Below are 12,007 nucleotides of genomic sequence, written 5' to 3'. Positions count from 1 at the left end.
ACGCACACAAGACGCACAAAAAGAGAGATGAGCACAGTGACCGAAGCAATCCCGACCCCGGGAGCCCTCAAGCGCCTCGCCGACGAGGGCGTGTCGATCTGGCTGGACGACCTGTCCCGCAAGCGGATCACCTCGGGCAGCCTCGCCGAGCTGGTGGCGAGCGGAAGCGCCGTCGGTGTCACCACCAACCCGTCCATCTTCCAGGCCGCCATCGGCTCCGGTGAGGGCTACGAGGAGCAGCTGGCCGACCTCGCCGTGCGCGGTGTGACGGTCGACGAGGCCGTACGGATGATGACGACCGCCGATGTGCGGGACGCCGCCGACGTCCTGCGTCCGGTGTACGACGCCTCGGGCGGCCGTGACGGCCGGGTCTCCATCGAGGTCGACCCCCGCCTCGCCCACGACACCGAGGCCACGGTCGCCGAGGCCAAGCAGCTGGCCTGGCTGGTCGACCGGCCCAACGTGATGATCAAGATACCGGCGACGAAGGCGGGCCTGCCGGCGATCACCGAGGTCATCGGCCTCGGCATCAGCGTCAACGTGACGCTGATCTTCTCCCTTGAGCGCTACCGCGAGGTCATGGCCGCCTACCTGGCCGGCCTGGAGAAGGCCCGCGAGCGGGGCATCGACCTGGCCACGATCCACTCGGTGGCGTCCTTCTTCGTCTCCCGCGTGGACAGCGAGATCGACAAGCGGCTGACCGCCCTCGGCACCGACGAGGCCCTCGCCCTCAAGGGCCGCGCGGCCCTCGCCAACGCCCGCCTCGCCTACGAGGCGTACGAGGAGGTCTTCGCGTCCGGTCGCTGGCTGGCGCTCGCCGGGGACAAGGCGAACAAGCAGCGCCCGCTGTGGGCGTCCACCGGTGTGAAGGACCCCGCGTACAAGGACACCCTGTACGTGGACGAGCTGGTCGCGCCGGGCACGGTCAACACCATGCCGGAGGCCACGCTGAACGCGGTCGCCGACCACGGCGAGATCACCGGCGACACGGTGACCGGCGGCTATGCGCAGGCCCGCGCCGACCTGGCCGCCGTCGAGCGGCTCGGCATCTCCTACGACGAGGTCGTCCGGCAACTGGAGAACGAGGGTGTCGCCAAGTTCGAGGTGGCCTGGCAGGACCTTCTGGACGCCGTAGCGACGTCCCTGAAGAGCAAGGGAGTTGACGCCCGATGACCGAGAACGCACCCGCCCAGGCGTCCGCACCGCAGGAGGTGCGCGTGCCGGCGGCCCCGGCCGCCGACTGGGTGAACCCGCTGCGGGACGCCCGCGACCGCCGGCTCCCCCGCATCGCCGGGCCGTCGGGCCTGGTCATCTTCGGAGTGACCGGTGACCTGTCCCGCAAGAAGCTGATGCCGGCCGTGTACGACCTGGCCAACCGCGGTCTGCTGCCGCCGGGCTTCTCCCTCGTCGGGTTCGCCCGCCGGGACTGGGCCGACCAGGACTTCGCCGAGGTCGTGCACGACGCCGTGAAGGAGCACGCCCGCACCCCGTTCCGGGAGGAGGTGTGGCAGCAGCTCGCCGAGGGCATGCGGTTCATCCCCGGCGACTTCGACGACGACACCGCGTTCAAGCAGCTGAAGGACGCCGTCGACGAGCTGGACTCCTCCCGGGGCACCGGCGGCAACTTCGCCTTCTACCTGTCGGTGCCGCCGAAGTTCTTCCCGAAGGTCGTGCAGCAGCTGAAGAAGCACGGGCTGGCGAACCCGCCGAAGGGCTCCTGGCGGCGCGCGGTCATCGAGAAGCCGTTCGGGCACGACCTGGACAGCGCGCGCGAGCTGAACGCGATCGTGCACGAGGTGTTCGAGCCGGACCAGGTGTTCCGCATCGACCACTACCTCGGCAAGGAGACCGTCCAGAACATCCTGGCGCTGCGCTTCGCCAACCAGATGTACGAGCCGATCTGGAACCGGTCGTACGTCGACCACGTGCAGATCACGATGGCGGAGGACATCGGCATCGGCGGCCGGGCCGGCTACTACGACGGCATCGGCGCCGCCCGGGACGTCATCCAGAACCACCTGCTCCAGCTGATGGCGCTGACCGCGATGGAGGAGCCGATCGCGTTCGACGCGGAGGCGCTGCTCACCGAGAAGCTGAAGGTGCTCAAGTCGGTGCGGCTGCCGGAGGACCTGGGCCGGCACACCGTGCGCGGCCAGTACGCGGCCGGCTGGCAGGGCGGCGAGAAGGTCGTCGGCTACCTCCAGGAGGACGGCATCGACCCCAAGTCGAAGACCGACACCTTCGCCGCGATCAAGCTGGGCATCGACAACCGCCGCTGGGCGGGCGTCCCCTTCTACCTGCGCACCGGCAAGCGGCTCGGCCGCCGGGTCACCGAGATCGCGGTGGTCTTCAAGCGGGCCCCGCACTCGCCGTTCGACTCCACCGCCACCGAGGAGCTGGGGCAGAACGCGATCGTCATCCGCGTCCAGCCCGACGAGGGCATGACGGTGCGGTTCGGCTCGAAGGTGCCGGGCACGTCGATGGAGATCCGGGACGTGTCGATGGACTTCGCCTACGGCGAGTCGTTCACCGAGTCGAGCCCGGAGGCGTACGAGCGGCTCATCCTGGACGTACTGCTCGGCGACGCCAACCTGTTCCCCCGTCACCAGGAAGTGGAGGAGTCCTGGAAGATCCTCGACCCGATCGAGGAGTACTGGGCGGCGCACGGCAGGCCGGCGCAGTACGCGTCGGGCAGCTGGGGACCGAGGGAAGCCGACGAGATGCTCGCACGAGACGGACGGAGCTGGCGCAGGCCATGAAGATCGACCTGACCGACACCACGGCAAGCAAGATCAACAAGGCGTTGGTGCAGGGCCGCCGCGCCATCGGGACGCCCGCCGTGGGCATGGTCCTGACGATGGTCATCGTCACGGACGAGGAGAACGCCTACGACTCGATCAAGGCGGCCGAGGAGGCCTCGCACGAGCACCCCTCGCGCACCCTGGTCGTCATCCGGAGGCAGGCCCGCACCCTGCGCGACCGCACCCACTCGCGGCTCGACGCCGAGGTCCGGGTCGGCTCCGAGGCCGGCACCGGCGAGACGGTGGTGCTGCGCACCTACGGCGAGGTGTCCGACCACGCCGACTCGGTGGTGCTGCCGCTGCTGCTGCCGGACGCCCCGGTGGTCGTGTGGTGGCCGGTGGACGCGCCCGAGGCCCCGTCCAAGGACCCGCTGGGCGCGCTCGCCCAGCGCCGGATCACCGACCTGTACGCCGTGGAGCGGCCGCTGGAGGTCCTGGACACCCGGGCCCGCACCTACGCCCCCGGTGACACCGACCTGGCCTGGACCCGGCTGACCCTGTGGCGGTCGATGCTGGCCGCGGCCCTGGACCAGGCCCGTGGGAAGGTGACGTCGGCGGCCGTCGAGGCCGAGGCCGACAACCCCAGCGCCGAGCTGCTCGCCCGCTGGCTCCAGGCCCGCCTCGGCGTCCCGGTGGACCGCGTGCACAGCGCCGGCCCGTTCGTGACGGCCGTCCGCCTCGGCACCGCGAACGGCGAGATCGTCGTCGACCGCCCCGAGGGCCCGCTGGCCACGCTGACCCTGCCGGGCCAGCCGCCGCGCACCCTCGCCCTGAAGGTCCGCCCCACCTCCGAACTCATCGCCGAGGAACTGCGCCGCCTCGACGCCGACGAGATGTACGCCATCGCCCTCCAGGGCGAAGGCTCCAAGGAGAACGCCTGAGATGGCCGAGTACCCCAAGCTCACCCACCGGCCCGAGTGGACGGCGCTGGCCGACCACCGCGCCCAGGGCCAGCCGCACCTGCGCGAGCTGTTCGCGGCGGACCCCGGCCGCGCCGAGCGGTACGTCGTGCGGGTCGGCGACCTGCACATCGACTACAGCAAGCAGCTGATCACCGACGAGACCCTGGCCCTGCTCCAGGAGCTCGCCACCGCCACCGGTGTGTTCGCGCTGCGGGACGCCATGTTCCGCGGCGAGAAGATCAACCTCACCGAGCGCCGGGCGGTGCTGCACACCGCGCTGCGCGCCCCCCGGGACGCGGTCGTCGAGGTCGACGGCGAGAACGTCGTGCCGCAGGTGCACGCCGTGCTCGACAAGATGGCCGGCTTCGCCGACCGGGTCCGCTCCGGCGAGTGGACCGGCCACACCGGCAAGCGCATCAAGAACGTCGTCAACATCGGCATCGGCGGCTCCGACCTCGGTCCCGCGATGGCCTACGAGGCCCTGCGCCCGTACACCGCACGGGAGTTGACGTTCCGGTTCGTGTCGAACGTGGACGGCTCCGACCTGCACGAGGCGACCCGCGACCTGGACCCGGACGAGACTCTGTTCATCGTGGCGTCCAAGACGTTCACCACGATCGAGACGATCACCAACGCGACCTCCGCCCGCTCGTGGCTGCTGAACGCCTTCGAGGGCGACGAGAAGGCCGTCGCCAAGCACTTCGTCGCGCTGTCGACGAACGCCGGGAAAGTCACCGAGTTCGGTATCGACCCGGACAACATGTTCGAGTTCTGGGACTGGGTCGGCGGCCGGTACTCCTACGACTCCGCGATCGGCCTGTCCCTGATGATCGCCATCGGCCCGGACCGCTTCCGCGAGATGCTCGACGGCTTCCGGATCGTCGACGACCACTTCCGCACCGCGCCCGCCGAGGCCAACGCGCCGCTGCTGCTGGGCCTGCTGGGCATCTGGTACGACAACTTCTACGACGCCCAGACCCACGCGGTGCTGCCGTACTCGCACTACCTGTCGAAGTTCACCGCCTACCTCCAGCAGCTGGACATGGAGTCCAACGGCAAGTCGGTGCAGCGCGACGGCAACCCGGTGGAGTGGCAGACCGGCCCGGTCGTCTGGGGCACGCCCGGCACCAACGGCCAGCACGCCTACTACCAGCTGATCCACCAGGGCACCAAGCTCATCCCGGCCGACTTCATCGGCTTCGCCCGCCCCATCGGCGAACTGAGTGATGAACTCAAGGCCCAGCACGACCTGTTGATGGCCAACTTCTTCGCCCAGACCCAGGCGCTCGCCTTCGGCAAGACCGCCGAGGAGGTCCGCGCGGAGGGCGTGGCCGAGGAGCAGGTCGCGCACCGCACCTTCCGCGGCGACCACCCCACCACCACGATCCTCGCCCCCGAGCTGACCCCGTCGGTGCTCGGCCAGCTGATCGCCCTCTACGAGCACAAGGTGTTCGTGCAGGGCGCGGTGTGGAACATCGACTCCTTCGACCAGTGGGGCGTGGAGCTGGGCAAGGTCCTCGCCAAGCGCGTCGAACCGGCCCTCACCGAAGGCGCGGACGTGCCCGGTCTCGACCCGTCCACCACGGCCCTCGTCGCCGCCTACCGCACTCTCAAGAACGCATCGGAGAACTGATCATGCAGCTCGGTCTCATCGGTCTCGGCAAGATGGGCGGCAACATGCGCGAGCGGATCCGCCGCGCCGGCCACACCGTCATCGGCTACGACCGCAACCCGGAGGTCTCCGACGTCAAGAGCCTCGCCGAACTGGTCGAGAAGCTCGACGCGCCCCGCCACGTGTGGGCGATGGTCCCGGCCGGCACCGCCACCCAGATGGTCATCGACGAACTCGGGGACCTGCTCTCCCCCGGCGATACGGTCATCGACGGCGGCAACTCCCGCTGGACGGACGACGAGAAGCACGCCGCCGCCCTCGGCATCAAGGGCATCGGCTTCGTCGACGCCGGTGTCTCCGGCGGTGTGTGGGGCCTGGAAAACGGCTACGCCCTGATGGTCGGCGGCGACAAGCAGCACGTGGAACCGCTGCAGCCGATCTTCGACGCGCTCAAGCCGGAGGGCCCGTACGGCTACGTCCATGCCGGGCGGGTCGGTGCCGGGCACTTCTCCAAGATGGTCCACAACGGCATCGAGTACGCCATGATGCAGGCCTACGCCGAGGGCTGGGAGCTGCTGGAGAAGGTGCACTCGGTGGAGAACGTCCGCGAGGTGTTCCGCTCCTGGCAGGAGGGCACGGTCATCCGCTCCTGGCTGCTGGACCTCGCGGTCAACGCCCTGGACGAGGACGAGCACCTGGAGAAGCTGCGCGGCTACGCGGAGGACTCCGGCGAGGGCCGCTGGACCGTCGAGGCGGCCATCGACAACGCCGTACCGCTCCCCGCGATCACCGCCTCCCTGTTCGCCCGGTTCGCCTCCCGGCAGGACGACTCCCCGCAGATGAAGATGATCGCCGCCCTGCGCAACCAGTTCGGCGGCCACGCGGTCGAGAAGAAGGACTGACCTGCCATGGGGGACCTCCTGCTGGTCCGCCACGGTGAGACGGAGTGGAGCCTGTCGGGACAGCACACCAGCTGGACCGACCTGCCCCTCACGGAGCACGGCGAGGAACAGGCCAAGTCCCTCGCCCCGCTCCTCACCGGCCGGACCTACGCCCTGGCGCTGGCCAGCCCGCTGAGCCGCGCCCTGCGCACCGCCGACCTGGCGGGCATACCCGGGGTCGTACCCGACCCCGACCTGCACGAGTGGGACTACGGCGGCTACGAGGGCATCACCACCGCCGAGATCCACCGCACCCGGCCCGACTGGGACCTGTGGACCGACGGTGTGCCGCCCGGCCCCGAGGGACACCCGGGCGAGTCGCCGGAGGAGATCGGCGCCCGCGCCGACCGGGTCCTGGCCCGCGTCGACGCGGCCCTCGCCGAGGGCACCGGCGATGTCGTCCTCGTCGCCCACGCCCACTTCCTGCGCGTCCTCACCGCCCGCCGCCTGGGCCTGCCGCCCGCCGAGGGCCGGCTGTTCCAGCTGGCCACGGGCACGGTCAGCCGGCTGTCGACGGAACACGACCGCCCGGTGATCGCGGAGTGGAACGTCCGGCCCTAGCCGGCACCGCACAGTCCTGTGCCCCCGGTCCGCAGACAGCGGCGGACCGGGGGCACAACGCGTTCAACGACCCGGCACCCGGGGCGGATTGACAGGCGCTTCCCCTTCGGGTGAGAGTCCCGCTGGTGGAGATCGACGATCTGACGGCGGCCGAGGAACGGGTGTGGCGGGCGTTTCCGCGCGGGGAGGCCGTGGACTTCCGGGAGTCACCCGGCGAGGACCCCGCCGGCGCCGGTGACTGGGGCGCCGAACGGACCGTGCGGGCCAAGGTGTTGCGGGCGCTGCTCCTCGGCGGGCCGCGGCAGGACGGCGAGACAGCCGCGCTCAGTCTGGCGGGCGCCCGGATCACGGGCCGGCTGGATCTGCAGTACGCGACGATCGACCAGCCGGTGCGGCTGCGGCACTGCCACTTCGACGAGGCCCCGCGGTGCCACGCCGCCCGGCTGCGCGAACTCAACCTCAGCGAGTCCGTCCTGCCCGGACTGGTCGCCCACGCCGTGCAGGTCGACGGTGTCGTACGGCTGACCCGCGCCCGGTGCACGGGGATCGTGCGGCTGGGCGGCGCCCGGATCGCCGGCAGCCTGTACCTGGAGGGCGCCGAGGTGGCCGCGCCGGACGCGGAGGAACCGGTGCTCCAGCTCAACCAGGCCGCGGTCGGCGCCGACCTGTGGGCGCCGGGGCTGCGCACCCACGGGCAGACCCGGCTGAGCGGCGCCACCGTCGCCGGGTCGGTCAACCTCAGCGAGGCGCGGCTCGGCAACCCCGGGCACGCCGCGCTGGAGGCGGAGACCTTCACCGTCGACGGCGACATGCTGGTGCGGTACGCGGAGGTACGCGGTTCGATGGGCCTGCGCGGCGCCCGCATCACCGGGCGGCTCGACCTGTCGTACACCGTCCTCTCCCATCCGGGGGGTTCGGCGCTGCGGGCCAGCAGCACGACGATCGGCGAGCTGTGGCTGCGCAAGGGGCCGCCCATGGACGGCGCCCTCAACCTGCGCCGCGCGCAGATCGACGTCCTGTTCCTGGAACCGGAGTCGGCGCCCGGCGAGGTGCTCCTCAACCACCTGTCGTACACCTCCCTCGTCCCGCACGAACCCGCCGAGCGCCGCCTGCCCATGCTGGAACGGGACCGCGACGGCTACATCCCGCACGCCTACGAGCAGTTGACGGCCGCCTACCGGCGCGTCGGCGACGACCACGCGGCCCGGCTGGTGCAGCTCGCCAAGCAGCGCCGGCACCGTCACACGCTCCCCTGGTACGGCCGGCTGTGGGGCCTGGTCCAGGACGTCACCGTCGGCTACGGCTTCCGGCCGCTGCGCGCCGCCGGCTGGCTGCTGTCGCTGCTCGCGCTCGGTTCCGTCGCCTTCGCGCTGCACCACCCACGGCCGCTGAAGGCGGGCGAGGCACCGCCGTTCCACCCGGTGTTCTACACGCTCGACCTGCTGCTGCCGGTGATCTCCTTCGGGCAGGACTCCGCGTTCGCGCCGCGCGGCGGCTATCAGGTGCTCGCCTACGTCCTCGTCCTCACCGGCTGGATCCTGGCGACGACGGTGATCGCCGGCGTCACCCGCACGGTCAGCCGCCAGTGAAGCCGCGCACCGCGTGCTGGGCCGCCAGCCGCACCGGCGCGTTCACGGCGCCGTACCCCTGGTAGCCCGGATCACGCTGGACCAGCTCGAAGAAGACCCGGCCGACGGTCTCGGTGTAGCAGTGCCGGAAGCAGCCGCCCGCCTCACGGTCGTAGAGGATGCCGAGGTCGCGGTACGTCTCCAGCTCCCCTTCGGTGAACTCGTACCGGGCGGCCAGGTCGTCGTGGTAGTTGGCCGGTACCGGCAGCAGCCGTCCGCCCGCCGCACGGAAGGCGCGGGCGGCGGACACCACGTCGTCCACGGCGAGCGCGATGTGCGCCGCGGGCACGGTGTCGTCACCGGGGGCCGCGCCGACCGCGAGAGCGATCCGGACGCTGCCGTCGGCGTTGGTGACGGCACGGCTGCGCAGGAGCCCGTAGGGGTCGGCGAGGTCGACGCTCTCCTGGGCGCGCAGGCCGAGGACGCTGTGGTGGAAGAGGGTCGCCTCGTCGAAGTGGTGCCAGGGCTGGGCGAGCGCGAGGTGGTCGATGCGGGCCGTCGACTCGGGAATGTCCGTCAGCTTCTCGAAGTCGGCGCGCCAGTCGGGGAGTCCGGGATGGCCGGTGGCGCAGAAGAAGAGTTCCGTGCCGTCGGGTGCGGCCACAGCGTCGAGCGGCACGTCTTCGGGGGCGCGGCGCCGGGGCAGCACCGGGGCCAGCAGGGCCTCCGCCCGGCGGGCCGCGCCGGCCGGGTCCGGGGACTCCAGGCCGATCGCGGCGAGCCGGGTGCCCGCGCGGCGCGCGGCCGGGCCGGTGTTGACCAGGACGCGGGCCGCGCCGCGCTGCCACAGGTCGACGGGTTTGCCGCGGTGCCGGGCGGCCCGGGTGAAGCCGAGGGCGCCGAGCAGCGCGGTGACGGGTTCGGCGTCCGGGGTGAGGAGTTCGGCGAAGGCGACGCCGGCCGGGACGACGGGCGCGGGCAACTCGGCCACGCCGACGGCCTCCTGGAGGAGCAGCAGGGAGCGGTGGGCGTCGACGGCGGTGGGACCGGCGTCGGCCTGCCGGAAGACGTCGTTGAACACCTCCAGGGAGAGCGGGCCCGAGTAGCCGGTGCGCAGCACGTGGGCGAGGAGCCCCGGGAGGTCGAAGCCGCCCTGGCCGGGGAAGCAGCGGTGGTGGCGGCTCCACTGGAGGACGTCCATGGCGAGCAGCGGGGCGTCCGCCAGCTGGAGGAAGAAGATCTTCTCGCCGGGGATGTCCTCGATGCCCTTGGGGTCGCTGCCCCGGGACAGGATGTGGAAGCTGTCCAGGCAGGTGCCGAGGGCCGGATGCCCCGCGGCCTCCACGATGCGCCACGCGTGGTCGTACGTGCTGACGTGCCGTCCCCAGGCGAGCGCCTCGTACGCCACCCGGATGCCGAACTCGCTTGCCAGACCGGCGAGCCGGCTCAGCTGCTCGGCGGCGAGGGCGTCGTCGTCCAGGGCGTCCGGGGAGACGCTGGAGCAGACGAGCACGGTGTCGGCGCCGAGCCGCCGCATCAGCTCGAACTTGTGCCGGGCACGGCGGAGGTTGCGTGCGAAGACCTCGTCCGGCACGGCCTCGATGTCCCGCATCGGCTGATAGAGATCGATGGCGAGACCGAGGTCGGCACAGCGGGCCCGGATCTCCTCGGGCGAGAGGGGGCCGGCGAGGAGATCGTTCTCGAAGATCTCCACCCCGTCGAACCCTGCGCGGGAGGCGGCGGTGAGCTTCTCGGTGAGGGGTCCGCTGAGGGAGACGGTGGCGATGGAGGTGTGCAAGACGCTGCTCCTTGACGTGCGGGGTGCCTGAGGGGCGTGGCTGTGTTCGGCATGCGGCTCCGCCGCGTGGGCGCGACCGGCCACGACGGGCCCGCGGCTGTCAGCCGGCAGCGCTCCCCGAGCGCTCCGCCCCGGCCAGTTCCTCGATGTCGGCCAGCATCCGCGCGCTGTCCGGCTCCCGCCTGGTGAACAGCCGGAACGCGTCCGCGGCCTGGAAGACGGCCATCCCGCCCCCACCCAGCACGGCGCAGCCGACCGACCGCGCGGCCCGAACCAGCTCCGTCTCCAGCGGCCGGTACACCACTTCGGCGACCCACAGCGCGGGCCTCAGCGACTCCGCCGGCACCGGCAGACCGGGATGGGCGGCCATACCGGTCGGCGTGGCGTGCACGAGGCCGTCGGCATCGCGCAGCAACGCCCCCAGCCGGTCCGCCGTCGCCGCCCCCGCCCGGCCGGGGCCGAAGTGCCGCTGGAGGGAGTCCGCGAGGGCGGCGGCCCGGCCGGGCAGGGCGTCGACGACGGTGACCCGGCCGGCGCCGAGGGTGAGGACGGCGTGCGCGACGGCCGCGCCGGCGCCGCCCGCGCCGAGCTGGACGACCCGTTCCATGGGGGCGTCCGGCAGACCCCGGGCGAAGGAGGCGGCGAAGCCGGTGACGTCGGTGTTGTGGCCGACGGCCCGGCCGCCGTCGAAGACGACGGTGTTGACCGCGCCGAGCGCCTCGGCCCGTGGGTCGAGCGCGTCCAGGTGGGGCAGGACGAGCTGCTTGCACGGGTGGGTGATGTTGAGCCCGTCGAAGCCGAGGTCACGGGCGGCGCGGACCAGGTCGCCGACCGCCTCCGGCGGCACGCCGAGGACGTCGGTGTCGAGGAGCCGGTACAGGTACCGCAGGCCCTGCCGGTCCGCCTCGCGGTGGTGCAGGGCCGGGCTGAGCGAGGGCCCGATCCCGGCCCCGATCAGTCCGACGAGATACGAGTCCTTGGCCACGCGGGACCTCCCGAGGCGGAGCTAATGTACGAACTAGTACGTTAGCTATATCAGTCGCACGGGTGGTTCGGAAGACCCCCGCCGCGCACCGGAGCCCTGCTTCTACAATCACCGGCACGCGAACGAGCGCGCCGCCCCGGCGCCTCACGGCCCGAAGGACAGCGATGACCAGCGTCGACGAACCGGTACGACCCGGCGGGCGAGTGCGCGACGCCGCCCGCACCAAGGCCGAGATCCTCGACGTGGCCACGCAGGAGTTCGCCCGCGCCGGCTACGACGGCGCCCGCGTGGACGAGATCGCCGCGCGCACCCGCACCACGAAGCGGATGATCTACTACTACTTCGGCGGCAAGGAGCAGCTGTTCACGGCCGTGCTGGAGCGGGCGTACGGGGTGATCCGGGACGCCGAGCAGCAACTGGACGTCGACCACCTGGACCCGGTGGCCGCGATCCGGCGGCTGGCCGAGCTGACCTTCGACCACCACGAACGGCACCCGGACTTCATCCGGCTGGTCAGCATCGAGAACATCCACGGCGCCGAGCACATCGCGGCCTCCGAGAAGCTGGGCCGGATCGGCTCCCCGGCGCTGGACGTGATCCGCCGCATCCTCGCCGCCGGGCAGGAGTCCGGGCTGTTCACGGCCGACGTGGACGCGGTCGACCTGCACGCGATGATCAGCTCGTTCTGCTTCTTCCGGGTCGCCAACCGGCACACGTTCGGCGCCCTGTTCGGCCGGGACCTGGTGGACCCGGCGCAGCGGGAGCACTACCGGACCATGCTCGGGGACATGGTGATCGCCTATCTGACGGCGGAGCGGGCGGTCGGCTGACGGCTGCGG

At 71.9% G+C, this 12,007-nt stretch carries 10 protein-coding genes; 8 read left to right on the top strand and 2 right to left on the bottom strand.

Features of this window, described 5'->3' with window-relative positions; genetic code table 11:
* Window positions 1–27: 27 nt before the first annotated feature.
* The 7 genes from tal (at window position 28) to AB0L21_RS18320 (ending at window position 8,406) form a co-directional block, all read left to right on the top strand.
* Window positions 28–1,173, top strand: a complete 1,146-nt coding sequence (gene tal / locus AB0L21_RS18350) for a transaldolase (RefSeq protein ID WP_365785076.1) — start codon at window positions 28–30, stop codon at window positions 1,171–1,173.
* Complete coding sequence (zwf, locus tag AB0L21_RS18345) at window positions 1,170–2,759, top strand: glucose-6-phosphate dehydrogenase (protein ID WP_365704376.1); 1,590 nt, start codon at window positions 1,170–1,172, stop codon at window positions 2,757–2,759. Before tal ends, zwf begins: the two co-directional genes overlap by 4 nt.
* Window positions 2,756–3,682, top strand: coding sequence for a glucose-6-phosphate dehydrogenase assembly protein OpcA (gene opcA / locus AB0L21_RS18340; protein WP_365704374.1), 927 nt, complete (start codon window positions 2,756–2,758; stop codon window positions 3,680–3,682). The genes zwf and opcA overlap by 4 nt, the downstream gene beginning before the upstream one ends.
* Window position 3,683: 1 nt before the next feature.
* Complete coding sequence (gene pgi, locus AB0L21_RS18335) at window positions 3,684–5,336, top strand: glucose-6-phosphate isomerase (protein ID WP_365785074.1); 1,653 nt, start codon at window positions 3,684–3,686, stop codon at window positions 5,334–5,336.
* A gap of 2 nt (window positions 5,337–5,338) precedes the next feature.
* Window positions 5,339–6,217, top strand: coding sequence for a phosphogluconate dehydrogenase (NAD(+)-dependent, decarboxylating) (gnd, locus tag AB0L21_RS18330; RefSeq protein ID WP_365785072.1), 879 nt, complete (start codon window positions 5,339–5,341; stop codon window positions 6,215–6,217).
* Window positions 6,218–6,223: 6 nt separating this feature from the next.
* Window positions 6,224–6,817, top strand: a complete 594-nt coding sequence (locus AB0L21_RS18325) for a histidine phosphatase family protein (protein ID WP_365704368.1) — start codon at window positions 6,224–6,226, stop codon at window positions 6,815–6,817.
* 125 nt (window positions 6,818–6,942) lie between these two features.
* Window positions 6,943–8,406, top strand: a complete 1,464-nt coding sequence (locus AB0L21_RS18320) for a membrane-associated oxidoreductase (protein ID WP_365704366.1) — start codon at window positions 6,943–6,945, stop codon at window positions 8,404–8,406.
* Here the strand turns inward: AB0L21_RS18320 and AB0L21_RS18315 are convergent.
* Together AB0L21_RS18315 and AB0L21_RS18310 are read right to left on the bottom strand one after the other, a co-directional pair.
* Window positions 8,393–10,183 (bottom strand): TIM barrel protein, encoded by a 1,791-nt coding sequence (locus tag AB0L21_RS18315; RefSeq protein ID WP_365785070.1) that lies wholly within the window; start codon window positions 10,181–10,183, stop codon window positions 8,393–8,395. The two genes, AB0L21_RS18320 and AB0L21_RS18315, sit on opposite strands and share 14 nt — an antisense overlap.
* Before the next feature lie 100 nt (window positions 10,184–10,283).
* Window positions 10,284–11,168, bottom strand: coding sequence for a shikimate dehydrogenase (locus AB0L21_RS18310; protein ID WP_365785068.1), 885 nt, complete (start codon window positions 11,166–11,168; stop codon window positions 10,284–10,286).
* Window positions 11,169–11,332: 164 nt separating this feature from the next.
* Here AB0L21_RS18310 and AB0L21_RS18305 point away from each other — a divergent pair, with 164 nt between their 5' ends.
* Window positions 11,333–11,998, top strand: coding sequence for a TetR/AcrR family transcriptional regulator (locus AB0L21_RS18305; RefSeq protein ID WP_365785066.1), 666 nt, complete (start codon window positions 11,333–11,335; stop codon window positions 11,996–11,998).
* The last annotated feature ends 9 nt before the right edge of the window (window positions 11,999–12,007 follow it).

It is taken from the genome of Streptomyces sp. NPDC052721 (genome assembly GCF_040678315.1).
GTDB lineage: Bacteria > Actinomycetota > Actinomycetes > Streptomycetales > Streptomycetaceae > Streptomyces.
The sequence above is the reverse complement of the archived record's forward strand: the minus strand, read 5'-3'. Positions and strand labels throughout refer to the sequence as shown.